Source organism: Pseudomonas sp. W3I7, from assembly GCF_030816095.1.
Taxonomy (GTDB): domain Bacteria; phylum Pseudomonadota; class Gammaproteobacteria; order Pseudomonadales; family Pseudomonadaceae; genus Aquipseudomonas; species Aquipseudomonas salomonii.
Genome location: NZ_JAUSXP010000001.1, coordinates 6,633,302 through 6,659,892, shown reverse-complemented (window position 1 = coordinate 6,659,892; position 26,591 = coordinate 6,633,302). Strand labels below are relative to the sequence as shown.

Annotated in this window: 25 protein-coding genes and 1 pseudogene; 9 read left to right on the top strand and 17 right to left on the bottom strand. The window is 60.9% G+C overall.

What is annotated here, in order from left to right; genetic code table 11:
• Positions 1-37 precede the first annotated feature (37 nt).
• The gene (locus QF043_RS30445) at positions 38-979 is read right to left on the bottom strand and encodes an alpha/beta hydrolase (RefSeq protein WP_307421562.1); all 942 of its coding nucleotides are present in this window, start codon (positions 977-979) and stop codon (positions 38-40) included.
• Between the two features lie 99 nt (positions 980-1,078).
• Between QF043_RS30445 and QF043_RS30440 the strand changes: the two genes are divergently transcribed.
• The 4 genes from QF043_RS30440 (at position 1,079) to QF043_RS30425 (ending at position 3,735) form a co-directional block, all read left to right on the top strand.
• Positions 1,079-1,657 (top strand): DUF6436 domain-containing protein, encoded by a 579-nt coding sequence (locus QF043_RS30440; RefSeq protein ID WP_307421253.1) that lies wholly within the window; start codon positions 1,079-1,081, stop codon positions 1,655-1,657.
• A gap of 94 nt (positions 1,658-1,751) precedes the next feature.
• Positions 1,752-2,108: an EamA family transporter gene (locus tag QF043_RS30435; protein WP_026013873.1), complete on the top strand. Its 357-nt coding sequence runs from the start codon at positions 1,752-1,754 to the stop codon at positions 2,106-2,108.
• Positions 2,108-2,521 carry a multidrug efflux SMR transporter gene (locus QF043_RS30430; protein WP_017139520.1) on the top strand — a complete coding sequence of 138 codons (414 nt, stop codon included), beginning with the start codon at positions 2,108-2,110 and terminating at the stop codon, positions 2,519-2,521. The genes QF043_RS30435 and QF043_RS30430 overlap by 1 nt, the downstream gene beginning before the upstream one ends.
• Entirely contained in the window at positions 2,518-3,735 is a 1,218-nt protein-coding gene (locus QF043_RS30425; RefSeq protein ID WP_307421252.1) for a DegT/DnrJ/EryC1/StrS family aminotransferase, read from the top strand. The genes QF043_RS30430 and QF043_RS30425 overlap by 4 nt, the downstream gene beginning before the upstream one ends.
• On the opposite strand, the gene QF043_RS30420 is transcribed toward QF043_RS30425, so the two are convergent.
• Positions 3,713-4,591, bottom strand: coding sequence for a hypothetical protein (locus QF043_RS30420; protein ID WP_307421251.1), 879 nt, complete (start codon positions 4,589-4,591; stop codon positions 3,713-3,715). The genes QF043_RS30425 and QF043_RS30420 overlap by 23 nt on opposite strands.
• Positions 4,588-5,694 (bottom strand): GNAT family N-acetyltransferase, encoded by a 1,107-nt coding sequence (locus QF043_RS30415; protein WP_307421250.1) that lies wholly within the window; start codon positions 5,692-5,694, stop codon positions 4,588-4,590. The genes QF043_RS30420 and QF043_RS30415 overlap by 4 nt, the downstream gene beginning before the upstream one ends.
• A 157-nt stretch (positions 5,695-5,851) precedes the next feature.
• On the opposite strand from QF043_RS30415, the gene QF043_RS30410 reads away from it, so the two are divergent.
• On the top strand, positions 5,852-8,209 hold the full coding sequence (locus tag QF043_RS30410; RefSeq protein ID WP_307421249.1) for a penicillin acylase family protein: 2,358 nt from the start codon (positions 5,852-5,854) through the stop codon (positions 8,207-8,209).
• A gap of 147 nt (positions 8,210-8,356) precedes the next feature.
• Here the strand turns inward: QF043_RS30410 and QF043_RS30405 are convergent, their stop codons facing one another.
• Positions 8,357-9,259, bottom strand: a complete 903-nt coding sequence (locus QF043_RS30405; protein WP_307421248.1) for an AraC family transcriptional regulator — start codon at positions 9,257-9,259, stop codon at positions 8,357-8,359.
• Positions 9,260-9,358: 99 nt separating this feature from the next.
• Here QF043_RS30405 and QF043_RS30400 point away from each other — a divergent pair, with 99 nt between their 5' ends.
• The gene (locus tag QF043_RS30400) at positions 9,359-9,712 is read left to right on the top strand and encodes a carboxymuconolactone decarboxylase family protein (protein WP_307421247.1); all 354 of its coding nucleotides are present in this window, start codon (positions 9,359-9,361) and stop codon (positions 9,710-9,712) included.
• Here QF043_RS30400 and QF043_RS30395 read toward each other — a convergent pair.
• Positions 9,690-10,655, bottom strand: a complete 966-nt coding sequence (locus QF043_RS30395; protein WP_307421246.1) for a GlxA family transcriptional regulator — start codon at positions 10,653-10,655, stop codon at positions 9,690-9,692. The two genes, QF043_RS30400 and QF043_RS30395, sit on opposite strands and share 23 nt — an antisense overlap.
• A 255-nt stretch (positions 10,656-10,910) precedes the next feature.
• Here QF043_RS30395 and QF043_RS30390 point away from each other — a divergent pair, with 255 nt between their 5' ends.
• Complete coding sequence (locus QF043_RS30390) at positions 10,911-11,552, top strand: HD domain-containing protein (RefSeq protein ID WP_106575744.1); 642 nt, start codon at positions 10,911-10,913, stop codon at positions 11,550-11,552.
• A gap of 142 nt (positions 11,553-11,694) precedes the next feature.
• Here the strand turns inward: QF043_RS30390 and QF043_RS30385 are convergent, their stop codons facing one another.
• The 8 genes and pseudogenes from QF043_RS30385 to QF043_RS30350 all read right to left on the bottom strand — a co-directional run bounded on the left by QF043_RS30385 (position 11,695) and on the right by QF043_RS30350 (position 20,927).
• Positions 11,695-12,579, bottom strand: coding sequence for an ABC transporter permease subunit (locus tag QF043_RS30385; RefSeq protein ID WP_056860728.1), 885 nt, complete (start codon positions 12,577-12,579; stop codon positions 11,695-11,697).
• Positions 12,576-13,496: an ABC transporter permease subunit gene (locus QF043_RS30380; RefSeq protein WP_017139530.1), complete on the bottom strand. Its 921-nt coding sequence runs from the start codon at positions 13,494-13,496 to the stop codon at positions 12,576-12,578. The genes QF043_RS30385 and QF043_RS30380 overlap by 4 nt, the downstream gene beginning before the upstream one ends.
• A complete protein-coding gene (locus tag QF043_RS30375; RefSeq protein WP_003195240.1) occupies positions 13,493-14,635 on the bottom strand; it encodes an ABC transporter ATP-binding protein in 1,143 nt (380 codons plus the stop codon). Before QF043_RS30375 ends, QF043_RS30380 begins: the two co-directional genes overlap by 4 nt.
• A 65-nt stretch (positions 14,636-14,700) precedes the next feature.
• Positions 14,701-15,795 (bottom strand): polyamine ABC transporter substrate-binding protein, encoded by a 1,095-nt coding sequence (locus QF043_RS30370; protein ID WP_307421245.1) that lies wholly within the window; start codon positions 15,793-15,795, stop codon positions 14,701-14,703.
• A 240-nt stretch (positions 15,796-16,035) separates the two neighbouring features.
• Complete coding sequence (locus QF043_RS30365; RefSeq protein ID WP_058421218.1) at positions 16,036-17,130, bottom strand: polyamine ABC transporter substrate-binding protein; 1,095 nt, start codon at positions 17,128-17,130, stop codon at positions 16,036-16,038.
• A gap of 194 nt (positions 17,131-17,324) precedes the next feature.
• Positions 17,325-18,690: pseudogene (locus tag QF043_RS30360) on the bottom strand (aspartate aminotransferase family protein).
• Between the two features lie 59 nt (positions 18,691-18,749).
• Entirely contained in the window at positions 18,750-20,108 is a 1,359-nt protein-coding gene (locus QF043_RS30355) for a glutamine synthetase family protein (protein WP_017139534.1), read from the bottom strand.
• A gap of 39 nt (positions 20,109-20,147) precedes the next feature.
• Positions 20,148-20,927, bottom strand: coding sequence for a gamma-glutamyl-gamma-aminobutyrate hydrolase family protein (locus tag QF043_RS30350; RefSeq protein WP_307421244.1), 780 nt, complete (start codon positions 20,925-20,927; stop codon positions 20,148-20,150).
• A 278-nt stretch (positions 20,928-21,205) separates the two neighbouring features.
• On the opposite strand from QF043_RS30350, the gene QF043_RS30345 reads away from it, so the two are divergent.
• A complete protein-coding gene (locus tag QF043_RS30345; RefSeq protein WP_003213894.1) occupies positions 21,206-22,582 on the top strand; it encodes a glutamine synthetase family protein in 1,377 nt (458 codons plus the stop codon).
• Between the two features lie 252 nt (positions 22,583-22,834).
• Positions 22,835-23,464 carry a TetR/AcrR family transcriptional regulator gene (locus tag QF043_RS30340; protein WP_056860733.1) on the top strand — a complete coding sequence of 210 codons (630 nt, stop codon included), beginning with the start codon at positions 22,835-22,837 and terminating at the stop codon, positions 23,462-23,464.
• A 136-nt stretch (positions 23,465-23,600) separates the two neighbouring features.
• Here QF043_RS30340 and QF043_RS30335 read toward each other — a convergent pair whose 3' ends face one another.
• From QF043_RS30335 to ssuD, 4 genes are read right to left on the bottom strand one after another with little or no spacing between them, the layout of a single operon-like run.
• On the bottom strand, positions 23,601-23,816 hold the full coding sequence (locus QF043_RS30335) for a molybdopterin-binding protein (RefSeq protein WP_003213899.1): 216 nt from the start codon (positions 23,814-23,816) through the stop codon (positions 23,601-23,603).
• A gap of 19 nt (positions 23,817-23,835) precedes the next feature.
• Positions 23,836-24,642 (bottom strand): aliphatic sulfonates ABC transporter ATP-binding protein, encoded by an 807-nt coding sequence (gene ssuB, locus QF043_RS30330; RefSeq protein WP_056860734.1) that lies wholly within the window; start codon positions 24,640-24,642, stop codon positions 23,836-23,838.
• A complete protein-coding gene (gene ssuC / locus QF043_RS30325) occupies positions 24,639-25,427 on the bottom strand; it encodes an aliphatic sulfonate ABC transporter permease SsuC (RefSeq protein ID WP_307421243.1) in 789 nt (262 codons plus the stop codon). Before ssuC ends, ssuB begins: the two co-directional genes overlap by 4 nt.
• Before the next feature lie 9 nt (positions 25,428-25,436).
• A complete protein-coding gene (gene ssuD, locus QF043_RS30320; RefSeq protein WP_307421242.1) occupies positions 25,437-26,585 on the bottom strand; it encodes an FMNH2-dependent alkanesulfonate monooxygenase in 1,149 nt (382 codons plus the stop codon).
• Positions 26,586-26,591: the final 6 nt, after the last annotated feature.

The following is a 26,591-nucleotide window of genomic DNA, read 5'->3' as shown; positions in this document are numbered from 1 at the left end:
CTATCGCAGGCAAGCCAGCTCCCACATTTGGACGGTGCTACTTCAGATGGTCCGTCAAATACCTGAAGTACTCTTCGCGAATCTCAGGAATCTCATTGGCCAAGTGATGCCTTCCACGCGGCAGCATCAACACCTGCGGCTGGTCGAACTTGCCGCGCAGCACCTGCAAATTGTGCTGCCAGTCCACCGTCATATCTTCCTCACCCTGCACAATCACCGGCCGCCGAGTGCTGCGCGGTGCAGCTTCGATACGTTTAATCCAGCGTGCCAGCGCGCCAACCCAGGCGGTCGGCAGTTGGCGCGGCTGTAACGGGTCAGCTTCCAGAAAGGGTTTGAATTTGGGATCGTGGGTGTTCTCGCTGAACCGTCGTGCAATGCCTTTGACGAACGGGCGCAGCAGGTAATAGCTGACCTGCGACCAACCCCACGCACGCGGCCGTACCAGGGGCGAGAGCAGGAAGGTCTTGCCTTGGGCCGGGCTGTCGGCGCCGTGGTTGAGCAGATGGTCCACCACCACCGCGCCGCCGGTGCTTTGCCCGAACAGGTGCCACGGTTGCGGCAGTTGCAAGCTGTGGGCCTGCGCAAACAGCGCCTGCACCACGTCCTGGTACACCGCAAAATCGTCGATGCTGGCGCGCGCGCCACTGGAAAGCCCGTGGCCCGGCAAGTCGCAGGCGACCACTACAAAACCTTGATCCAGCGCCCAGTCCACCACATGCCGGTACAGGCCCATATGGTCGTAGAAACCGTGGTACAGGAACATCGTCGCCACCGGCGCCGCCGGCCACCACACCTGCGCCACCACCTGGAAGCCATCCACCTCAAAACGACCCAAACGGCTCACGACGGGTACTTTGCGCGCCGCCAGGTCCAGCCCATAGAAACGCTGGTAGACCCGCGCCTCGGCGCTGAGCGGTTGCGCATCCACCAGCGGCCGCAAGCTCTCGCGCAGATGATCGGGGTCAAAACTCACAGGCATAAAGGCTTCCAGACTGACGGTGAAGATGAATATCGAGCTGCGATATTCATCTGTCAGGGCAAGCATGGCAAGCTACGCGACCTTCGAGGATAGTTCCGAATGCGACAACCCTACCGCTCTGCCTTGTTTGCCGGCCTGCTGTTGGTCATCTGCGCCGGCGTGCTGTGGGCGGCATATGACTGGTTCCAGGGCCGCTATTTACGCGCATTCAGCGAACACACTGCGGTGTTTTCCGGTGATGCGCTGCGCCTGCCCGCCGAACTGGCAGGCCCTGGCCCGATTCGCCTGGTGCACTTCTGGGACCCGGCCTGCCCCTGCAACGTCGGCAACCAGCAGCACCTGGGTGAACTGATCGAGCAATACGCGCCTCAGGGCGTCGAGTTTTATGCCCTGCAAAAGGCCGGCAGCCACGGCCAACTGCCCGACAATTTGCGCAAAATGAAACCGCTCGATGCCCTGCTCGGCGCCGACCAAGTGCCGGCGACTCCGGCCGTTGGCATTTGGGATCGCAGTGGCAAACTCGCGTATTTCGGGCCGTACAGCGAAGGGCTGACGTGCAATTCGAGCAACAGTTTTATCGAGCCTATCCTCAAAGCCCTGGCGGCCGGGCGCGACGTCGATGCCACTCACACCCTGGCGGTGGGCTGCTATTGCCAGTGGAGCAAGGCGTCAAACTGAACGCCGGCTGTTCGACCGGCAAACTCCAGTCACCCCGCCGGCAGGCTCCTGTATTGTAAGCGTCCAGTGACATTGCAAGCAGACACGAGACTCCATGAGCCAGTTAACCATCATCCTCTGGATGCTCAACGTTATCGTCGATACGTCCGGCCAACTGGCGTTCAAAGCCGCCGCCTCGGCCAGCGCCGAGCATGACGGCCTCGCCCACTGGAAACACATGCTCAAGCGCCCGTGGATCTGGCTTGGGGTGATCTGCTATGTCTTCGAGTTCGTATTGTGGCTGGCGTTTCTCACGCTGGTGCCGTTGTCGGTCGGCGTGATGCTGGGCTCGATCAACATTGTGGTGATCATGATTGCCGGGCGTTTCCTGTTCAAGGAAAGCCTGAGTAAATGGCGGTTGATCGGCATCATGCTGATCGCCTGTGGCGTGACCGTCGTAGGGTTTGAATGATGAAACGTTTTTATATCCTGGGGTTTCTCGCGCTGATCATTTTCGACACCTTGGCGCAGGTCAGTTTCAAATTTGCCTCGGTGCATGCCGAACCGTTGACCATGGACGTCGCGTGGCTGGCCCGGGTGTTTGGCGCACCGTGGATCTACGGCGCCTTTGTCGGCTATATCGGCGCGTTTTTTACCTGGATGACCTTGCTCAAATACGCCCCGGTAGGCCCGGCGTTTGCGGCCTCGCACCTGGAGTTGATCAGCGTGACGCTGATCTCGGTCTGGCTGTTCGATGACACCCTGACCTGGCCGAAAATCATCGGCGGCGCACTGATCATCGCGGGCATCCTGTGCCTGGCGCGCAGTGAAGACAAAGAGAGCAAAACCGTCGAGGCCGAGCCTTCGCAGCCACTGGTGTCATGAACAAGGAAATCCCGCCCACCGCCGGCCTGCCCTTGCGCGCGCGGGATTTGCTGAGTTTATCGGGCGACCTCGCCCAGTCGCTGGCCCGCCAGTTTTCGATTCCACTGCCTGCACTGCCCTGCTCCGGTACCGCCGCGCTGATCATCGCCCTGCGCGTGCTGCAGCAGCGCATGCCCGGCCGCACCCGGCTGATTGTGCCGGCGTACACCTGCCCGCTGGTGGCCTTGGCCGCGCATTACTGCCCGCCGTTGCGGGTGGTGCCCTGTGATTTGCAGCCCGCCAGCATTGACCTCGACGAGCAACACCTCAAGCAACTGTGCGACGACAGCACCCTGGCCGTGGTGGTCACCCACCTGGCCGGGCGCGTGGCCGACGTAGACGTCGCCAAGCGTATTGCCGAATCAGTCGGCGCCGTGGTGATCGAAGACGCCGCCCAGGCGTTGGGCGCCCTCGACGATGGCCGCAGCGTCGGGCTTAAAGGCGACGTGGGGTTTTTCAGCCTGGCATTCGGCAAAGGCCTGACCACGGCCGAAGGCGGCGTGCTGTTCAGCCGCGACCCGGTGCTGCACCAGGCATTGCACCGCCAGTGCGCGCAGGACCTGCCCTTCAGCCTGCGCTGGGAGCTGCAACGCAGCGCTGAACTCTGGGCTTACGCGCTGCTTTACCAACCGCGCGGCTTGCACTATGTGTATGGCAACGCCTTGCGCACGGCGCTGGCACAGGGCGACGAAGTAGGCGCCGTGGGCGATGACTTTTCGATCAACGATATCCCGTTGCACCGCCTCGGCGGTTATCGGCAGAAGGTCGGCGCCGCCGCACTGGCGCGCTTGCCCGACTACTTGCAGCAAGGCCGTACCCGCGCCTTGCGCCGGGCAGCACGTTTGAATGACTTGCCCGGCGTCTCGGTGATCATGGACCGGCTGGGGCAGCAAGGCACCTGGCCGTTTTTGATGGTGCTGATGCCGACCGCACAGGCGCGTGATGCCGCCATGGCGCAACTGTGGACGGCCGGGCTGGGCGTGACGCGCCTGTTTATCCACACCTTGCCGGACTACCCCGCCGTCGCCCCTTTGCTGCAACCGGGCGGCGACATTAGCCAGGCCCAGGCGTTTGCCAGCCGCACACTGTCGATCAGCAACAGCCATTGGCTGACGGACGAACACTTCGAACGCGTACTCGCCCAGCTCAACGTTATTGTCGCCACCCCTGATTGATACGGGCCACCAGCCGGCCATTCAGCTCGTTCTGCTGTGCTTGCCAGATCTGCACCTGCGCCGGCGGCAGTTCTTCCTGGCCATCGGAGGCACTCAACCAGCGTTTGAACGTGCTCTCATAGTGGTAAGCCGAGACATCGCCGGTGATGTCCGCACCGAGAATCCGGCCCTGGCAAGCGTCGATCAGGTCGTTCAAATGCTGCTCCAGGAACTCGCCCTGGTCCCAATTGGTGTTGACCACTTCGGGGCTCAGCACGTCTTTGTCGATGGACAGGTAAACCGGCAGCGTACGGTCGAACTGCGCCAGGAACGCCCGCATCAGCTCATCGGCGTTGCTGAACGCACGGTTGCTGCGCCCGGCGCCGATCCAGTTCATCCAGCGCGTGTCGACGTTGACGTTCCAGTAGGTCAGCTTGCGTTTGAGCAGCGGCGACCAGTGATTCTCCCAGGCGTGGCCCAGGCCGATATCCTGCGAACCGATGCCCAGCACATGCACATGCTCGACCTGGGGCAAACGGCTGGCCCAGTAAACCCATGAGCCACAATGGATGCCGAACGGGTAGCGCATGTTGTCGGGGTGGTTGTCGCAGATGATCAGCTGAAACTTCTGCTGCGTCGGCAGGCGGTTCAGCAGCAGCTGGCTGAGGTGGTGATAATCGCCGCTGCCGGTGAACACACAGCCATAATCCGTGGGCATCTGCGTGTGCAGGGCGGTTTCCAGTTCCTTGAACTGCGCCCAGCGGCAACCGAAGCGGATTTTTTCCTGCCAGGCCTGCATGGGCAAGGTGATCGCGCCGGGAATGTCACTCACGGCACTGTCGAAATCGAGGATCAGCGGTGCGCGGTCCTGGCTCATTCGGGTTTCTCCTGCTGCCACCGCGCATCGCTTTCAAAGTAATGGCGGAAACGGTTGCCGAGCTTGCGCAGCAGCGGGTTGCGGATCCAGACCAAGTGGCGGGTGAACGTGAAGTCGGCGCCGAGGCTGGCCTTGACCTGCGGGTCGGTCCAGCCGGCCACATAAAATTTCAGCCCATTGGCCACGGCGTATTCCAGGTTCACAAACCAGCTGACGAAGTACAGGTTGAACTCCAACGCCTGCGGATAGTTGAGCCCGATGTACTTGTCGAGCAGCTTGTCGCCCTCTACGTAGCACAGGTTGTAGCCGATCAGTTCGTCGCAGTGCCAGTAGCAGAACACCCGCCCGCTGCTGCCCGCATCGCGTAGCAGGCTGCTGAAAAATTCCGCGGTGAGCAGGTCAAAGTGAATCTCGCTCTGGTCGTACACCGCCTTGTACAGGCCGTACAACTGCGCAAGCCACGCCTCATCGTTGAAGCGCGCATCGCCAGTGTCGAGGACTTCCACCCGCAACGCTTCGCGGCTGCGCAGTTTGCGTCGGATATTGCGCCGACGGCTGTGGGACAAACGCGCCAGGTACTCGTCGATGTTGCTGAAGTTGATCGGCACATAGGCCAGCGCCTGGCCTTCCAGGCTGATAAAGCCGCGCCGGGTGCAGTCCTCGATCAAGGCTTGGGCGTAGCGGTTATCCGCCTCGCTCAGCAGCGGCGAGTCGCTGGGCACATCTTTGACGACCATGAGTTTGCGCTGCGGTGCGCACTCTTCTTGCAGCCACTGCGCAAGGTCCTGGGGCGGCACGTTGCGGGGCAGTGGCGAATATTCGCTGACCGTGGTGCCGACAAAGCAGCTGTCGATGCGCAGCCACGCATTCCAAAGACCAAACCCGGGCCAGCCGCGCACACGGTTCACGAACTCGTCTTCAGCCGTCGTCAGCAGGTCGAATGGCGTGAAGAAGTACGGCAGGCCCTGGGCGGACAGCCGCGCGTCAAAGCCCTTTGGCGGGTGCTGCAAAAACCGGCCGATCAACGAGGGCGCTTCCAGGCAGCACGCGTAGGCAACCTCGGGGCGGCTGGAGTCTGGGATAGGGGGCGTGGCGCAAGTCATGGAAAAAAGCTCAAAGATGACCGGCGCAATAGTAGCGACTCGACACATTCTGCACTTGAACCTCGGCTGTCGCTGCGGCATATCAGCATTTCCCGCAGCCCTCGCCAAACCGATTAGACTCCGTTGACCTTCAAGGTGACTGACTCAAGGACCGTCCATGAAACGCAGCCTGACCGTGCTCGCTATCCTGATTGCCGCCCTCTTGGCCGGCGCTGGCTGGTATGTCTACAGCAAGCAACCGACCCGCCAGGGCACCGAGACACTGGCCAACCTGCAAGGCGCAGTCACGGTGCGTTATGACGACCGTGGCGTGCCGCACATTCGCGCCGAGAACGAGACCGACCTGTACCGCGCCCTGGGCTACGTGCATGCCCAGGACCGGCTGTTCCAGATGGAGATCATGCGGCGCCTGGCCCGTGGCGAGCTGGCCGAAGTGCTGGGGCCGAAGGTGCTGGAGACCGACAAGCTGTTTCGCAGCCTGCGCATTCGCGAGCGCGCCTTGAGTTACGTCGAGCACATGGATCACGACTCGGCAGCCTGGAAGGCCTTGCAAGCCTACCTGGACGGCATCAACCAATATCAGGACAGCCACGCCAGCCCCATGGAGTTTGACGTGCTGGGCATCCCGAAACGACGCTTTACCGCCGAGGACACCATCAGCGTCGCCGGGTATATGGCCTACAGCTTCGCAGCCGCGTTTCGTACCGAGCCGCTGCTGACTTACGTGCGCGACCAGTTGGGCAGCGACTACCTGAAAGTCTTTGACCTCGACTGGCAACCCAAGGGCGCCCTCAACCTGGCTGCCGGCGACTGGAAATCCCTCGGTGCCCTCGCCGCCTTGAGCGACAAGGCCCTGGCCGATAACGGCTTGCCGCAGTTCGAAGGCAGCAACGCCTGGGCCATCAGCGGCAGCCGCACTAAAAGTGGCAAGCCGTTGCTGGCCGGCGACCCGCATATTCGTTTCTCGGTGCCGTCGGTGTGGTACGAGGCGCAATTGTCGGCGCCGGACTTTGAGCTGTACGGCTATCACAACGCGCTGGTGCCGGTGGCGTTTTTGGGGCACAACCTGGATTTCGGCTGGAGCCTGACCATGTTCCAGAACGATGACCTCGACCTGATCGCCGAAAAGGTCAACCCGGACAACCCCAACCAGGTCTGGTACCACGGCCAATGGGTCAACCTGACCAGCAGCGAACAGCAGATTGCAGTCAAGGGTCAGGCGCCGGTGACGCTCACCCTGCGTCAGTCGCCCCACGGCCCGATCATCAATGACGTGCTCGGCGAGAATGCCGGCAGCACGCCGATTGCCATGTGGTGGGCGTTCCTCGACACCGAAAACCCGATCCTCGAAGGCTTCTACGAACTCAACCGCGCCGACACCCTGGCCAAGGTGCGCGCCGCCGCCGCGAAGGTTTCGGCGCCGGGCCTGAATATCGTGTGGGCGAATGCCAAGGGCGATATCGGCTGGTGGGCGGCGGCGCAGTTGCCAATCCGCCCGGCCGGCGTCAACCCGGCATTCATTCTCGACGGCAGCACCGCCCAGGCCGACAAGCTGGGCTTCTACCCCTTCAGCGCCAACCCGCAGGAAGAAAACCCGGCCCGTGGTTATGTGGTGTCGGCCAACGCCCAGCCGGCCTCGCCCACTGGCATGGAGATCCCCGGTTACTACAACCTCGCCGACCGCGGCCAACAGCTGAACACGCAGTTGAGCGACAAAAGCGTGAAGTGGGACGTGAACAACAGCCAGGCCTTGCAATTGGGTACCACCACCGCCTACGGACCACGCCTGCTGGCGCCGCTGTTGCCAGTGCTGCGTGAAGTGGTCAAGGACCCGGCGCAGTTGAAACTGGTGGAGCAGCTCGCAAGCTGGAAAGGCGACTACCCGCTGGACTCCACCAGCGCCACGCTGTTCAACCAGTTCCTGTTCAACCTCACCGACGCGGCCTTCCACCCGAAACTGGGCGACGCGATGTTCAAAACCCTGATCACCACGCGGGTGATCGACGCCGCACTGCCACGCCTGGCCGCCGCAGCGGACTCGCCTTGGTGGAACGGCAAGCGCGCCGACACGGTAAAACTCGCCTGGGACAACAGCCTGGCGCACCTCAAGGCCACCTTTGGCGATGACCCGTCGCAATGGCAGTGGGGCAAGGCCCACACCCTGACCCACGGGCACCCGCTGGGCATGCAGAAGCCGCTGGACAAGATTTTCAACGTCGGCCCGTTTCCGGCGCCGGGCACCCACGAGGTGCCGAATAACCAATCGGCCATGATCGGCCCTGCGCCATGGCCCGTGACCTATGGCCCGTCGACCCGACGCCTGATCGACTTCGCCGACCCGGCCCATGCGTTGACCATCAACCCTGTGGGGCAAAGCGGGGTGCCGTTTGATTCGCACTATGGCGACCAGGCGGAAACCTATATCGAGGGCGGGTACGAGCAAGCGCATTTCAGTGATGAAGAGGTGACGGCGAATACCCGTGGCACGCTGAAGCTGTTGCCAGCGAGAAAATAGTGCTGGAAGAATGCGGTCAATGTGGGAGCTGGCTTGCCTGCGAATGCGGTGTGCCAGTCGATACACCTGGTGACTGATACTCCGCATTCGCGAGCAAGTCGAATCGTCGCACCGCCGCTCCCACATTTTTGCTTTGTGTTGTAGCGACTAACGAGCCCGCATCCGCCCTGGCGCCTCGCCGTAGGTTTCCTTGAACTTCTTGCTGAACGCCGCCTGGGACTGGTAACCCACCTGCGCCGCGATATCCAGCAGGCTCAGGCGTGATTGGCGCAGCAGGTTGAACGCCAGCTCCATGCGCAGCTGCGTCAGCAGCACCCACGGCGACACGCCCGCGACTTTCACAAACGCCCGCATGAAGGTGGCCCGCGACATGGTGGCTGCCGCCGCCAGGCTGTCGATGGTCCACTCATGGCCGGGCTCGGCCAGCATCGCCTGCCAGGCTTTGCTCAGGCGTTTGTCGGCGAGCAAGGCGAAGGTGCCCGCCACCGGCGCCTGGCGGGTCAGCCAGGTGCGCAGGATCAGGGTGAACAAGGCCTGCGACAGCGCGTCGATAAACGAGCGTGCGCCCAGTTGCTGGCCGTCCGCTTCGCTGCGCAACAAGGCAATCAGCGCTGCCAATTGCCCATCGCCCTGCCACTCGCGGCTGGACACCACCAGGTAGTCCGGCAACGCACCGAACAACAACGACTGGCGGTTGTAGCGAAAGCTGCCGCAGAGCATGTCCACGTCCGGTTGCTCACCGCCCAGGCGGTGGATCGGCAACAGGCCGCCCTCGATGACGGTCTGCGCCACCGGTTTTACCCGCGCGCCCTGGCTGCGCACCAGGTGCGTCGCGCCACCCGGCATCAACAGAATGTCGCCCTCCTCCAGCGTCACCTGCTGGCCGCCCGACAACTCGGCATGGCAGGTGCCCGCCAGCACAATGTGATACGGCGCCACGCCCAGCGGCTCAGGCGCGTGGTCCATGGCCCACGCGCCCTGGAACTGGCAACGCAAGTCCAGGCTGCCGCGCAGGTTGGCCAACGCAATCAGGGTGTCGATGGAGTTCATTTGCGAGCATCGGTCAAAAAGGTGAGTGGATCGAACAAAAGCGCCAAACCTGAACCGCGCACACTGGCTTCACACCCAACCCGTTCAGGAGTTACCGCAATGTTCAATAACTGGTCCAACTTGCTTGCTAACGTGAATAAAACCTTTGGCGCGCTGGGCAAGAGCAACCCGAAGATGGTCAAAGCCTACATGGCGCTGGGCGAGGCTGCCGAGGAAAACAACGTACTCGACGTCAAGACCCGTGAGCTGATTTCCATCGCCGTGGCCATCACCACACGCTGCGACGGCTGTATCGCCGCGCATGCCGACGCGGCGATCAAGGCCGGCGCGACCCGCGAAGAAGTCGCCGCCACCCTGGCGACCGCCATCTCGCTGAATGCCGGTGCTGCGTACATCTATTCGCTGCGCGCGCTGGAAGCCTACGACACGCTCACACCGGCGCCGCAAAGTTAAGCCGGAACTGTTGCGGCGTCACGCCCAGCCGGCGGTTGAACACACTGCGCATGTGCTGGGCGTCACGAAAGCCGCATTGGTAGGCCACGGTTTTCAGCGGTGCGGGGCTGCTTTCGAGCATCACCCGCGCCGCATCCACTCGCGCTCGCTCGACAAACTCGGCGGGGGTTATGCGCGCTTCACGGGCAAACACCCGGGAAAAATTCCGCGCACTCATATTGGCGGCCCTGGCCAGGTCGGCAATGCCCAAATCCCCGGTCAGGTTCGCCAGCACGTACAACTGCACCAACGCCACCGCCGAGGTGCTTTCGGCGTGGGGCGTGAGGAACGGGCTGAACTGCGACTGCCCGCCCGAGCGCTGAGTGAACACCACCAGGCGCTTGGCCACGCTCAGCGCGACTTCCGGGCCGTGGTCCTGGGCCAGCAGGTACAGCGACAGGTCGATGCCGGCCGTGACGCCCGCCGAGGTGTAGAGATTGCCGTCTTGCACGTAGAGACGGTCGGCATCGACCTGGGCCGAGGGGCACAGGCGCGTCAGGTCGGCGGCGTCGTTCCAATGGGTGGTGACGGTTTTGCCATCCAGCAATCCGGCACGGGCCAGCATGAAGGCACCATTGCAGATGGAGCCGAAACGCTGTGCGCGGGCGGCGGCGCCGCGTAGCCAATCATCAAACTGGGCGCCGAAATCCTCGAAGGGCAGCTGCGGGCCGCCGGCGACCAGTAGCAGGTCATAGGCTTGCAGGGCTTCGAGGTAGTGCCGATGGGCCTGCAATGCCAGGCCGTTGGAGGCTGCCATGGTGCCGTGGCCCAGGCCGATCACTTCAAGCTGATAATGCTCTTCGGGCGGCAGAAAACGATTGGCCTCGCAGAACACATCCATGGGGCCGGTCACGTCCAGTGACTGGACGCCGGGGAAGATCAGGATGGCGACGGTTTTGCCCATGAACACACACCTTCTACTGGAGGAACATAAAGCCCTGTGGGAGCTGGCTTGCCTGCGATGGCATCCCCTCAGTCTAACTGACAGACCGAGTCGCCAGCATCGCAGGCAAGCCAGCTCCCACATTTGACCGCATGTGGCTTGATATCGACCCACATTGGCCGACATCGCACCCTCGCCGCGATAGCCCCATCGCGGGCACGCGACCAGACTTCACTCATCGGCGCCACCCCCGGCGCTTTGTTGAGGAGAACGACCATGAGCACCACCATCGCCGGCATCCAGATCCCGGACAGCGCCCTGGCCAAGGCCACTACCGAATACATCCGCGACGTCGAGTCCGACTTGCTTTACCACCACTCGCGCCGGGTGTTTCTGTTCGGTGCGTTGAGCGGTGAGCGCAAGCAACTGGCCTACAACCCGGAGCTGCTTTACGTCGGCGCGATGTTCCATGACCTGGGCCTGGTCGAAGGCCATCGCAGTGACAACGAGCGTTTCGAAGTGGACGGCGCCAACGCAGCGGCCGCGTTCCTCAAGCCTTACGGGCTGAGCGATGACGATATCGAACAAGTCTGGTTGTCGATCGCCCTGCACACCACGCCGGGCGTGCCGCAGCACTTGCGCCCGACCGTGGCACTGGTGACCGCCGGCGTTGAGATGGACGTGCTGGGCATGGACTACGCCGCCTTTTCCAGCGTGCAGCGCGAAGCCGTGGTGCATGCGCATCCACGCGGCGAAGGGTTCAAGGAATGCATCATCTGCGCGTTCGCCGACGGCTTGCGCCATCGTCCGCAGACCACGTTTGGCAACGTGAAGACCGATGTGCTGGTGGATCAGGAGCCGGGGTTCAAGCCGATGAACTTTGTCGAGGTGATTCGCAAGTCGCCGTGGGCGGCTTAATCAGCCTGGAATACAACCAAATGTGGGAGCGGGCTTGCTCGCGAATACGGTGGATCAGTCAGTACATTTGGTGACTGACACTCCGCATTCGCGAGCAAGCCCGCTCCCACATTTTTGATCCGGTTCCGTCAGGCTGCGCGGGTTAGACCGGCGCAGGCGCCCGGCGCTTGTCCGGTTGCTGCCAACCGTCCGCCGCCGCTTCTTCGATGGCTTGTTGGATCGCCTTCTTGCGCATCTCTTCGGCCCGACGGCTGAAGAACCACACCAGGAAGGTCACCAACGACACCGCCAGCAGAATCAAACTGGCCACGGCGTTGATCTCGGGTTTAACCCCCAGACGGACTGCCGAGAACACTTCCATCGGCAACGTCGTCGAACCCGGCCCCGACACGAAGCTGGCCAGTACCAGGTCGTCCAGCGACAGCGCGAACGACATCATGCCGCCCGCTGCCAGCGACGGCGCGATCATCGGGATGGTGATCAGGAAGAACACCTTCCAGGGCCGAGCGCCCAAGTCCATCGCCGCTTCCTCGATCGACAGGTCCAGCTCACGCAAGCGCGCCGACACCACGACCGCCACATACGCCGCACAGAACGTGGTGTGGGCGATCCAGATGGTGACGATGCCACGTTCCTGGGGCCAGCCGATCATCTGCGCCATGGCCACGAACAGCAGCAACAGCGACAGACCGGTGATCACTTCGGGCATCACCAATGGCGCGGTCACCAGGCCGCCGAACAGTGTGCGGCCCTTGAAGTGGCTGATACGGGTCAGCACGAACGCCGCCAGCGTACCCAGTGCCACCGCCGCAACGGCGGTGTAGCAGGCAATTTCCAGCGAGCGCGCCACCGAGCCCATCAACTGGGTATTGTCCAGCAGGCCCACGTACCACTTGATCGACCAACCGCCCCACACTGTCACCAGTTTGGATTCGTTGAACGAGTAGATCACCAGGATCAGCATCGGCAGGTAGATAAACAGCAACCCCGCCACCAGCATGAAACTCGAGAAACTGAAGCGCTTCATATCTTGCCCTCCATCTCTTTGGCTTGGCTGCGGTTGAACAGGATGATCGGCACGATCAGGATCGCCAGCATCACCACCGCCAGGGCAGACGCCACCGGCCAGTCACGGTTGTTGAAGAATTCTTGCCACAGCACTTTACCGATCATCAGGGTTTCCGGGCCGCCGAGCAGTTCAGGAATCACGAACTCGCCCACCACCGGGATAAACACCAGCATGCAACCGGCGATGATGCCGTTCTTGGACAGCGGCACGGTGATCTTCCAGAAGCTGTTGAAGGTGCTCGAACCCAGGTCCGATGCAGCTTCCAGCAGGCTCTGGTCGTGTTTGACCAGGTTGGCGTACAGCGGCAGGATCATGAACGGCAGGTACGAATAGACCACGCCGATATACACCGCAATGTTGGTGTTGAGGATCTGCAGCGGCTCGTTGATCAGCCCGATGGACATCAGGAAGCCGTTGAGCAAGCCGTTGTTGCTGAGGATGCCCATCCACGCGTACACGCGGATCAGGATCGCGGTCCAGGTCGGCATCATGATCAGCAGCACCAGCACGGTCTGCATCTCTTTGCGCGCGCTGGCAATGGCATAGGCCATCGGGTAGCCGATCAACAGGCACAAAATCGTGCTGAAAAACGCCATCTTCAGCGAGCCCAGGTAGGCGGCGATGTACAACTCATCGTCGCCGAGCATCGCGTAGTTGCCCAGGTTGAGCACCAATTGCAGCTTTTGCTCAACGAAGGTGTAGATCTCGGTGTAAGGCGGGATCGCCACGTCGGCTTCGGCAAAGCTGATCTTCAGGACGATGAAGAACGGCAGCGCAAAAAACAGGAACAGCCAGAGGAAAGGGATCCCGATGACCACATGCCGGCCACCGGGTGTTATTCGTTGCAGCTGGCGTTTGAACTTCTTCATGTTCATGAGCGAAGTACCACGCCGCTGTCGTCTTCCCACCACACGTACACCTGGTCACCCCAGGTTGGGCGCTGGCCACGGCGTTCGGCGTTGGCCACGAAAGACTGCACCAGCTTGCCGCTCGGCAGTTCCACGTAGAACACCGAATGGCCGCCCAGGTAGGCGATGTCGTGCACCTTGCCGCTGGACCAGTTGTGTTCACAAGTCGGCATTTCGGTGGTGACCAGCAGCTTTTCCGGGCGAATCGCGTAGGTCACCGACTTGTCTTCCACCGAGGTGGCGATGCCGTAGCCCACGTAGATGTCGCGGTCCAGGTCCGGGCACTTGAGCACCGCGTGGCCTTCGGCGTCGTCCACCACCTGGGTGTCGAAGATATTGACGTTGCCGATGAACTCGCACACCAGGCGGCTGGTTGGGGTTTCGTAGATGTCGATCGGGCTGCCGATCTGCGCGATCCAGCCCAGGTGCATGATCGCGATGCGCTCGGCCATGGTCATGGCCTCTTCCTGGTCGTGGGTCACCATCACGCAGGTCACGCCCACGCGCTCGATGATTTCCACCAGTTCCAGCTGCATCTGCGAACGCAGTTTTTTGTCCAGCGCGCCCATCGGCTCATCGAGCAGCAGCAGTTTGGGGCGCTTGGCCAGGGAACGAGCCAACGCCACACGCTGGCGCTGGCCACCGGACAGCTGGTGCGGCTTGCGCTTGGCGTACTGGCTCATCTGCACCAGCTTGAGCATCTCGGCCACGCGGGCGTCGACCTCAGCCTTGGGGATCTTGTCCTGTTGCAGGCCGAAGGCGATGTTCTGCGCCACAGTCATGTGTGGGAACAAGGCGTAGGACTGGAACATCATGTTGATCGGCCGCTCGTACGGCGGCATGTCGGTGATGTCCACACCGTCGAGGTAGATGCGACCTTCCGTTGGGCGCTCGAAGCCTGCGAGCATGCGCAGCAGGGTGGATTTGCCCGAACCCGATCCGCCGAGCAAGGCGAAGATCTCGCCTTTTTTGATTTCCAGGGACACATCGTCCACGGCAATCGTCTCGTCGAACTTCTTCGTGACCCGGTCGATTTTGACCAACACCTTTTTCGGTGTCTGGTCGCCCTCGAGGGCTTTCTTATAGGCGCCGGAGGCAACTGCCATTTACGAAACTCCCAACAAAATTTGAGGTTCGCCCAAGACGGGCGAAACCTTGGATAGTTTGAGCTTTACTTGCCCGTCTTGACCTTGGTCCAGCTACGGGTCATTAAACGCTGCACTTTCGGGGGTAGCTCGAAGTTGACGAACGTCCGGTCGAGAACCGCCTGCGGTGGGTAAACCGCTGCGTCAGTGCGTATCGATTGCTCCATCAGTTTGTCCGCCCCTGGGTTAGGGTTGGCATAACCGACTTGATCACTGACCTGAGCGATCACCTCAGGTTGCAGTAAATAGTTGATGAAGGCGTGGGCCTCTTTGACGTTGGTGGCATCCGCCGGGATCGCCAGCACGTCAAACCACAAATTGCCGCCTTCTTTGGGAATCGTGTAGGCGATGTTCACGCCTTTGCCAGCCTCGGCCGCACGGGCCTTGGCCTGGAACACATCACCGGAGAAACCGGCCGCCACGCAAATGTTGCCGTTGGCCAGGTCCGAGATGTATTTGGAAGAATGGAAATAGGTCACGTAGGGCCGCACTTTGAGCAGCTTCGCTTCGGCCTTCTTGTAGTCTTCGGGGTTGGTGCTGTTGGGGTTCAGGCCCATGTAGTTGAGCACCGCCGGCAGCATTTCATCGGCCGAGTCCATGAACGAAACGCCACAGGTGGCGAGCTTCTTCATGTTCTCCGGTTCGAACAGCACGGCCCAGGAATCGATATGGTCGACGCCCAGCACTTCTTTGACTTTGTCGACGTTGTAACCGATGCCGTTGGTGCCCCACAGGTACGGTACGGCGTACTGGTTACCCGGATCGTTCTTTTCCAGGCGCTTGAGCAGCACCGGGTCGAGGTTTGCATAGTTCGTCAGCAATGACTTGTCGAGCTTCTGGAACGCCCCGGCCTTGATCTGCTTGCCGAGAAAGTGGTTGGACGGCACCACCACGTCGTAACCGGTACGACCGGCGAGCAACTTGCCTTCCAGGGTTTCGTTGGAATCAAACACGTCATACACGGGCTTGATGCCAGTCGCCTTTTCAAAATTGGCCAGGGTGTCCGGGCCAATGTAGTCCGACCAGTTATAAATATGCACCGTCGGTGCGGCCTGCACGCTCACAGCCAGCGTGATACCTGCACCCACCAGCATGGCTTTGCGAAATAAAGAAATTGGCAAGTGGAGGTCCTCTTAAATAGTTGGGCCTTGAAGTTGTTGCCCGGCAACAAAACCGGCGCGCAACTTACCCTCGATAAACCGATCCGGCAAAACTTTCTGTCATTTAATTTGTGTGAACGGGCTATGTGGGAGCGCGCTTGCTCGCGAAAGCGGAGTATCAGTTGATACATCCGCTGGCTGACACACCGTCTTCGCGGGCAAGCCCGCTCCCACACAAGCCACTCCCACAGCTTTTAAGGCTTACTTACCAGACTTGATCTTGGTCCAGCTGCGAGTCATTTCACGCTGGGTTGCAGCCGGCAAGTCAGCAATGGCGTAGAGCTTGGCCTGCACATCGGCTGGCGGGTAGATGCCCGGGTCGCTGGTGATGTCTTTGTCGACCAGTGCGGTAGCCTTCTCGTTACCGTTCGGGAAACGCACGCTGTTGGTGATCGATGCCATGACTTCCGGCTTGAGCAGGTAGTTCATGAACTTGTAGGCGGCGTCGACGTTTTCGGCATCTTTAGGGATGGCGACCATGTCGAAGAAGCTACCGGCACCTTCTTTCGGAATGTCGTAGGCCACTTTGACCTTGCCACCGGCTTCAGCCGCGCGGGACTTGGCCTGCTGGATGTCACCCGAGTAACCCACGGCTACGCAGATGTTGCCGTTGGCCAGGTCCGAGATGTACTTGGACGAGTGGAAGTAGCCGATCGATGGGCGCAGCTTGAGGAACAGGTCTTCAGCTTGCTTGAGGTCAGCTTTCTTCTGGGTGTCGGTCGGCAGGCCCAGGTAGTGCAGTGCCACCGGCAGCATTTCGGTTGGCGAATCAAGGAAGCTCACACCACAGCTTTTGAGCTTGGCGATGTTCTCAGGCTTGAGCAGCACGTCCCACGAGTCAATCTTGTCGATACCCAGTGCAGCCTTAACCTTCTCCGGGTTGTAGCCGATGCCGATCGAGCCCCACATGTACGGGAAGGCGTGCTTGTTGTCCGGGTCGCTGATGGACACGGCTTTAAGCAGGGATTTGTTCAGGTTGTCGTAGTTGGTCAGCTTGGACTTGTCCAGCTCCTGATAGACACCGGCCTTGATCTGCTTGGCGAGGAAGTTGTTCGACGGTACGACGATGTCGTAACCGGACTTGCCTGCCAGCAACTTGGCTTCGAGGGTCTCGTTGCTGTCAAAAACGTCGTACACCACCTTGATGCCGGACTCTTTTTCAAAGTTGGCGATGGTGTCCGGAGCAATGTAGTCGGACCAGTTGTACACGTGCAGGACTTTATCGTCTGCCTGGGCCGCGCCCGCCATTGCGCCCAACAGGGACAAGGCGAGGAGGGTCTTGCCAGCGTTCTTCAAACCTAATGCCTTCATTTGGTGATGCTCCAATTTTTCTTTTTTGGGCCACGTTCTTACAGTGTTAAGCGGCCCGTTAAAGGGCAACAAAACAGGGCGACAGTCTGGCAAGTTCCGAGGCCGGCTTTCAACCAAAGCCTCATTTATAGCTGCTCAGAATGCAGCGCCCGAAAGCCGCTGCGTTCTGAGCCTAGCACTTAGCCCTGCAATGCCGCCAAAGTCAGGTCCAGGCAATGGCGAGCCTTGGTCACCAGCTCGTCGATTTCCCGCATTGCTGATCACCAGCGGCGGCGAAATGATCATGGTGTCGCCCACGGCGCGCATGATCAGGCCATTCTCGAAGCAGAACGTGCGGCAGATCATGCCCACACCACGGCCTTCGTAACGTTTGCGCGTGGCCTTGTCCTGCACCAGCTCAATCGCCCCGAGCATGCCCACACCGCGCACTTCACCCACCAGCGGGTGATCAGCCAGTTCCCTCAGACGTTTCTGCAAATACGGTGCCGCTTCATCGTGCACACGCTTAATGATTTTTTCATCACGCATGATGCGGATGTTTTCCAGGGCCACGGCGGCGGCCACCGGGTGACCGGAATAGGTGAAGCCGTGGTTGAAATCGCCGCCTTCGTTGAGCACGGCAACCACGTCGTCGTGCACGATCAGGCCGCCCATGGGGATGTAACCCGAGGTCAGGCCTTTGGCGATGGTCATCATGTGCGGCTTGAGGTCGTAGAAATCGCTGCCGAACCATTCGCCGGTACGGCCGAAACCGCAGATCACTTCGTCGGCGACGAACAGGATGTCGTACTTGGCGAGGATTTCCTTGATGCGCGGCCAGTAGGTCTCAGGCGGCACGATCACGCCACCGGCACCCTGGATCGGCTCGGCAATAAAGGCCCCGACGTTGTCCACGCCCAACTCCAGAATCTTTTCTTCGAGCTGGTTGGCAGCCCAGACCCCGAACTCTTCCGGGCTCATGTCGCCGCCTTCGCCATACCAGTAAGGCTGGGCGATGTGGGTGATGCCCGGGATCGGCAAGTCGCCCTGTTCATGCATATAAGTCATGCCGCCCAGGCTGGCGCCGGCCACGGTGGAGCCGTGGTAGCCGTTCTTGCGGCTGATGATGGTTTTCTTGTTCGGCTGGCCTTTGACCGCCCAGTAGTGGCGGACCATGCGCAGCATGGTGTCGTTGCCTTCGGAGCCGGAACCGGTAAAGAACACGTGGTTCATGCCGGCAGGCGCGACATCGGCAATGACTTTGGCCAACTCCAGCACCGGCGGGTGCGCGGTCTGGAAGAACAGGTTGTAGTACGGCAGTTCTTTCATCTGTTTGGCGGCGGCGTCAGCCAGCTCGTCGCGACCGTAACCGATCGCCACGCACCACAGGCCGGCCATGCCGTCGAGGATCTTGTTGCCTTCGCTGTCCCACAGGTAAACGCCGTGGGCTTTGGTGATGATCCGTGGGCCTTTCTCTTTCAATTGCTTGAAGTCGCTGAACGGCGCCAGGTGGTGATCATTGCTCAAGGCTTGCCATTCACGGGTTTGCGGGTTGTTGCTGGACATACCGGTCTCCTAGACTTTTTCGGTGAAGGGCGCGCAGGTTGCCCCGCGCGCCCGGCGCATCAGACGGCGAAGAGCAGGAATTCCCGCTCCCACGAACTGATCACGCGCTTGAAGTTTTCATGCTCGGCCCGCTTGACCGCGACGTAGCCTGTGATGAATTTCTGCCCCAGGTACTTCTCGATGGTCTTGCTGTTTTCCATACGCTCCAGGGCGTCTTCGATGGTCAACGGCAGGCGCAGGTTGCGGCGCTCGTAACCACGGCCCACCACGGGTGCGCTGGGGTTATGGCCTTCGACCATGCCGATGTAGCCACACAGCAAGCTGGCGGCAATCGCCAGGTACGGGTTGGCATCGGCGCCCGGCAGGCGGTTTTCGACGCGGCGGTTCTGCGGGCCGGCATCCGGTACGCGCAGGCCGACGGTGCGGTTTTCTTCGCCCCACTCCACATTCACTGGCGCCGAGGTGTCGGGCAGGAAGCGGCGGAACGAGTTCACGTTGGGGGCAAACAGCGGCAGCAATTCAGGGATGAACTTCTGCAGGCCGCCAATGTGGTTGAGGAACAGCTGGCTCATGGTCCCGTCTTCATTGGAGAAGACGTTCTTGCCGGTGGCGATGTCGATGATGCTCTGGTGCAAGTGCATCGCGCTGCCCGGCTCGCCAGTCATCGGCTTGGCCATAAAGGTGGCAGCCACGTTGTGCTTGAGCGCGGCTTCACGCATGGTGCGCTTGAACACCAGGATCTGGTCGGCCAGGGACAGGGCATCGCCGTGACGGAAGTTGATTTCCATCTGCGCCGTGCCGTCCTCGTGAATCAGGGTGTCGAGGTCCAGTTCCTGCAGTTCGCACCAGTCGTAGACGTCTTCGAACAACGGGTCGAATTCGTTGGCGGCTTCTATAGAGAAGGACTGGCGACCGGTTTCCGGGCGACCGGAACGGCCAATCGGCGGTTGCAGCGGGAAGTCCGGGTCTTCGCAGCGCTTGGTCAGGTAGAACTCCATCTCCGGCGCCACGATCGGCTGCCAGCCCCGGTCGGAATAGAGCTTGAGTACCTTCTTGAGCACGTTGCGCGGCGACAGCTCGATGGGGTTGCCTTGCTTGTCGTAGGTGTCGTGGATCACCTGGGCGGTGGGCTCGATGGCCCAAGGCACCAGGAATACCGCGTTCTGGTCGGGGCGGCAGATCATGTCGATGTCGGCCGGGTCGAGCAATTCGTAATAGATGTCGTCTTCGACATAGTCGCCGGTCACGGTCTGCAACAGAACGCTCTCGGGCAGGCGCATGCCTTTTTCAGCGATGAACTTGTTGGTCGGCGAGATCTTGCCCCGGGTGATGCCCGTAAGGTCGCCAATCATGCATTCGACTTCTGTGATCTTGTGGTCTTTCAACCAATCGGTGAGCTGGTCGAGGTTGTTACTCATAAATGCCTCTGGGCTGTGTTTCCTGACATCCATTAAAGGTCAGGCGTTGGTTGACGCAGCATCCGCGTCGCGTTGCATCGCCCGCTTTCGACAAGCCGAGCCAAAGGCCTGGAAGATCGCGAGGTAGTGCGGGTTAGAGCTTACCTGCCATTCGGGGTGCCATTGCATTCCTAAAGCAAAAGCCTTGCCCGACGTGTAAGAAAAAGCTTCGATCAACCCATCGGGGGCGGTCGCTTCGACCTGCATACCCGGCGCCAGGCGGTCAACGCCCTGGCTATGAATCGAGTTGACCTGAATCGTCGGCGGCAAACCCAGACCTGCCAATACCCCATTGGGGGTAATCGCCACGGCGTGCGCCGGGCCGTACTGGACATCCAGCGGCTGGGTGTCGTCTTCGCGGTGATCCATCATGCCCGGCACTTCATGAACCTTCTGGTGCAGGCTGCCGCCAAAGGCCACGTTCATTTCCTGAAAGCCACGGCAGATGCCCAGCACCGGCACACCGGCCGCAATCGCGGCACGCAGCAGCGGCAATGTGGTCTGGTCGCGTGCAGAATCATGAGCAGTCCCGGGCGCACTGGCCGGACCGTCGTAGTGAAGGGGTTCGATATTGGAGGGGGAGCCGGTAAAGAGAATGCCATCCAGGCCGTCAAGAATATTGGCCGGGTCGAGCAGGTCGCCCAAGGATGGAATGATCAATGGCAAGCCCTTGGCAGCGACTGCGACTGCACGGACATACTTGTCGCCACTGATGTGATAAGCATGCAAACCGACCTGTTTGGAGCAGGCGGTGACGCCGATTAACGGCAGGCGAGACATGAAGCACCCCGGTATTATTGCTGTTATGGGTTTGAATCGAGCTTAGCCTTGTTCATTTTTTTACACAACACCCCCGTAAAAAATACAACACGGCCCGCTTTAGCCTGCTAGTCCCAAGCCCTTCAAACCCAAAAAACCGCCCCAAAAAGCCCCAAAAAAGGCCTCAGGGCGCTTTTTTAGGGCAAAAAAGGCCTCGCTTGACTTCGGCATGCCGTTCGGGTTGACTGAAACCAGAAAAGATCAATGATTGATATTTTTAACAACAAAGGTGTTGCATCATGTCGGTACCCCCGCGTGCCGTTCAGCTTAACGAAGCGAACGCGTTCCTTAAGGATCATCCTGAGGTTCTGTACGTAGACCTTCTAATTGCGGATATGAATGGTGTGGTGCGCGGTAAGCGCATCGAACGCACCAGCCTCCACAAGGTTTACGAGAAGGGCATTAACCTGCCTGCCTCTTTATTTGCCCTGGATATCAACGGCTCGACGGTGGAAAGCACCGGCCTGGGTCTGGACATCGGTGATGCTGACCGAATCTGTTATCCAATCCCCGACACCCTGTGCAATGAACCCTGGCAAAAGCGCCCCACCGCGCAACTGCTGATGACCATGCACGAACTTGAAGGTGAACCTTTCTTCGCCGATCCTCGCGAAGTGCTCCGCCAAGTTGTAAGCAAATTTGACGACCTCGGCCTGACCATCTGCGCCGCCTTCGAGCTTGAGTTCTACCTGATCGACCAGGAGAACGTGAACGGCCGCCCACAACCGCCCCGCTCGCCGATCTCCGGCAAACGCCCGCACTCGACACAGGTCTACCTGATCGACGACCTCGACGAATACGTCGACTGCCTCCAGGACATTCTGGAAGGTGCCAAAGAGCAAGGCATCCCGGCTGATGCCATCGTCAAGGAAAGTGCCCCGGCGCAGTTCGAAGTGAACCTGCACCACGTCGCCGACCCGATCAAGGCTTGCGACTACGCGGTACTGCTCAAGCGCCTGATCAAGAACATCGCCTACGACCATGAGATGGACACCACCTTCATGGCCAAGCCTTATCCAGGCCAGGCAGGCAACGGTTTACACGTACACATCTCCATTTTGGACAAGGACGGCAAGAACATTTTTGCCAGCGAGGATCCCGAGCAGAACGCCGCACTGCGTCACGCGATCGGCGGTGTGCTCGAGACCCTGCCCGCCCAAATGGCGTTCCTGTGCCCCAACGTCAACTCCTACCGTCGTTTCGGCGCACAGTTCTACGTGCCGAACTCGCCGTGCTGGGGCCTGGACAACCGCACTGTGGCGATTCGCGTACCCACCGGCTCGTCCGATGCCGTGCGTATCGAACACCGCGTGGCCGGTGCCGACGCCAACCCTTACCTGCTGATGGCTTCGGTCCTGGCGGGCGTGCACCACGGTCTGACCAACAAGATCGAGCCTGGTGCTCCGGTGGAAGGCAACAGCTACGAGCAGAACGAACAGAGCCTGCCGAACAACCTGCGTGATGCATTGCGTGAGTTGGACGACAGCGAGGTGATGGCCAAGTACATCGATCCCAAGTACATCGATATCTTCGTCGCCTGTAAGGAAAGTGAGCTGGAGGAGTTTGAACACTCCATCTCCGACCTTGAGTACAACTGGTACCTGCATACTGTGTAAGCAGTTGCAGTTTTAAAAGAATGCCGCAGGCTATATGGCCCGCGGCATTTTTTTTGGCTGTTGTGGCGAGGGAGCTTGCTCCCGCTGGGCTGCGAAGCAGCCCCAATAAGATCACCGAGTTCCTCCAGGCAGAACCGGGGGCGATGGTTTTGGGTCTGCTGCGCAGCCCAGCGGGAGCAAGCTCCCTCGCCACAAGGTATGGATCATCCAGTGGCTCTGCGTACAATGCGCTCTGCCTTGTAGGAGACTTCCATGCCCACCCGCCCCGCCGCCCCTCGCAAACCCCGTGCCCGCAGCCAGGCCCGGATCGATGCGATCCTCGACGCCGCTCGCACCTTGTTGGCGAGCGAAGGCGTGGCGAGCTTGTCGATCTACAGCGTGGCCGAACGGGCGCAGATCCCGCCGTCGTCGGTGTATCACTTTTTCGCCAGCGTACCGGCGCTGCTGGAGGCGTTGACCGCCGATGTGCACGCCGCTTTCCGCGCCGCGATCCAGGCGCCTATCGAGCATGATTCACTCAAGGTGTGGCGCGACCTGTCCTCTATCGTCGAGCAGCGCATGCTCAGCATCTACAGCAACGACGCGGCTGCACGTCAGTTGATCCTGGCGCAACACGGGCTTGCCGAAGTGACCCAGGCGGACCGTCAGCATGACTTGGAGTTGGGGGATTTGATGCTTGAAGTGTTCAACCGCCACTTCGAAGTGCCGACCTTGCCCACCGACGTCGATGTGTTCGCGCTGGCGCTGGAGTTGAGCGACCGCGTGTACGCGCGTTCGGTGCATCAGCATGGGCAGATTACGCCGCGCATGGCCGAGGAAGGGATGCGGGTGTTTGATGCGTATGTGGGGCTTTATTTGCCGGCGTATTTGCCTAAGCGCTGAGCCTGGTGGTGGCTTGCCCGGCCTCTTCGCGAGCAAGCCCGCTCCCACATTTGAATGCATTCCACAGTTGGAACTCGGTCAAATGTGGGAGCGGGCTTGCTCGCGAAGGCGGCATCAAGAGCACCGCAGAATTCGATCACAACTTGGCGATCGACACCTCGGTGGACTTCACAAAGGCAATCACTTCGCTGCCAATCACCAGTTCCAGCTCTTTGACCGAGCGGGTAGTGATCACCGAAGTCACGATGCCGGACGCTGTCTGCACGTCGATTTCCGACAGCACGTCGCCTTCGACGATTTCCTTGATGGTGCCTTTGAACTGGTTACGTACGTTGATGGCTTTGATAGTCATGGTGGTTTTCCTCTATGAGTTATTGAGCCCAACGCAATTGCGTAGGCAGCGGTGAAACAGGTTCAGGTTCAGGCGGCGAGCCTGGCAGCGACAGCACCCGGTTAAGCACTTCGGCTTCCAGCGCGGCCAGGCGATGTGAGCCCCTGGCGCGTGGGCGCGGTAGATCGACGATCAGGTCGAGGCCGATTTCGCCGTCTTCGATCAGGATCACGCGGTCGGCAATCGCCACGGCTTCGCTGACGTCGTGGGTGACCAGCAACACGGTAAAGCCGTGCTTCTGCCAGAGGTTTTCAATCAGTTGCTGCATCTCGATGCGGGTCAGTGCGTCCAGCGCGCCCAAAGGTTCGTCGAGCAATAGCAGGCGCGGCTGGTGAATCAACGCACGAGCCAGGGCCACACGCTGCTTCTGGCCGCCGGACAAGGCCGCCGGCCATTCATTGGCACGCTCGGCCAGACCCACCGCCTCCAGCGCTTCCAACGCCTTGGGGCGCCAGTTGCCCTTGAGGCCAAGGCCAACGTTGTCGATGATCTTTTTCCACGGCAGCAGACGCGCTTCCTGGAACATCAGCCGCGTGTCTTCAATCGCCTCGTTCAGCGGCGCGGAGCCGGCCAGCAGCTCGCCGCCACTGGCTTTATCCAGGCCTGCGAGCAGACGCAGCAAGGTACTTTTACCGCAGCCGCTGCGGCCGACCACGGCCACGAACTGGCCAGCCGGAATGTGCAGATCAATCTCTTTGAGTACTTCCCGCGCACCAAAGGCCTTGCGCAATTTGCGCACCGCCAGCGGGATGCCCTTGAGCAGGCGCGGAGGTTGTTGAGCGGTCATGCCGCACCTCCTTTATTCACTTGGTAAGCCGGATGCCAGCGCAGCCACACACGTTCCAGGCCACGCGCCGCGAGGTCGGCGAGCTTGCCGAGGATGGCGTACAGCACAATCGCCAGTACCACCACATCGGTTTGCAGGAATTCGCGGGCGTTCATGGCCAGGTAACCGATGCCGGAACTGGCCGAGATGGTTTCCGCCACGATCAGCGTCAACCACATAAAGCCCAGGGCGAAGCGCACGCCCACCAGAATCGAAGGCAACGCGCCCGGCAGGATCACTTGCCAGAACAGGCTGAAACCGGACAGACCATAGCTGCGCGACATTTCCACCAGCGCCGGGTCGACGTTGCGGATGCCGTGGTAGGTGTTCAGGTAGATCGGGAACAGCGTGCCGAGGGCGACCAGGAAAATCTTCGCCGTCTCATCAATGCCGAACCACAAAATCACCAGCGGAATCAGCGCCAGGTGCGGCACGTTGCGGATCATCTGCACCGAGCTGTCCAGCAAGCGCTCGCCCCACTTCGACAGGCCGGTGATAAAGCCCAGGGCCAAACCGATGCTGCCACCGATCACAAAGCCCAGGCCCGCACGCCAGCCGCTGATGGCCAGGTGCGTCCAGATTTCGCCGCTGCGTACCTGGTTGACCCCAGCTTCAATCACCGCACTCGGCGCCGGCAAAATGCGCGTCGACAACCAGCCCGCCGACACCGACAACTGCCACACCGCCAACAACAGGATCGGCAGCACCCAAGGCGCAACGCGATGGCTTAATTTTTCATAGTTCATGGCGACGCCTCAGCTCTGCGACGCAGCTTTGGGAAGAATGTCGTTGGCGACCATTTCGCCGAACGGGCTGACGTAACCGGCGCTTTTCGGCAGCTCGGGACGCTCGATATCCAGGTGCGGGAACAACAGTTCGGCAACCCGATACGACTCTTCCAGGTGTGGGTAACCGGAGAAGATAAAAGTGTCGATGCCCAGCGCCGCGTATTCCTTGACCCGCGCCGCCACGGTTGGGCCGTCACCCACCAGTGCGGTGCCGGCACCGCCGCGCACCAGGCCAACGCCGGCCCACAGGTTAGGGCTGACTTCGAGGTTGTCGCGGTTGCCACCGTGCAAAGCGGCCATACGCTGCTGGCCAACCGAGTCGAAACGCGCCAGGGATGCCTGGGCGCGGGCGATGGTTTCGTCATCCAGATGGGAAATCAGTTTGTCGGCGGCTTTCCATGCTTCTTCGTTGGTTTCGCGCACGATGACATGCAGGCGAATACCGAAGCGCACAGTGCGTCCAAGTTTTGCCGCCTTGGCGCGCACCTGTTCGATTTTTTCCGCGACGGCGGCCGGTGGTTCGCCCCAGGTCAACACCATTTCCACCTGTTCGGCTGCCAGGTCCTGAGCGGCTTCAGAGGAGCCACCGAAGTACAGCGGCGGACGTGGCTGCTGGATCGGCGGATAGAGCAATTTGGCGCCTTTGACGCTGATGTGTTCGCCGTCGTAATCCACGGTTTCGCCTTCCAGCACGCGGCGCCAGATGCGGGTGAATTCCACCGAAGCCTGGTAGCGCTCTTCGTGGCTGAGGAACAAGCCATCGCCAGCCAGCTCTTCCGGATCACCGCCGGTGACCAGGTTGAACAAAGCGCGCCCGCCGGACAAACGGTCCAGGGTCGCGGCCTGACGCGCCGCCACCGTCGGGGAGATGATGCCGGGGCGCAGCGCGACAAGGAATTTCAGCCGCTGGGTTACCGGGATCAGCGAGGCGGCCACCAGCCACGAGTCTTCGCAGGAGCGGCCGGTGGGAATCAGCACCCCGCCGAAACCCAGGCGGTCAGCCGCCTGGGCCACTTGCTGCAGATAACCGTGGTCGACGGCGCGGGCGCCTTCGGCGGTGCCAAGGTAATGGCCGTCGCCGTGGGTAGGCAGAAACCAGAAAATATTGAGGCTCATGGAGTT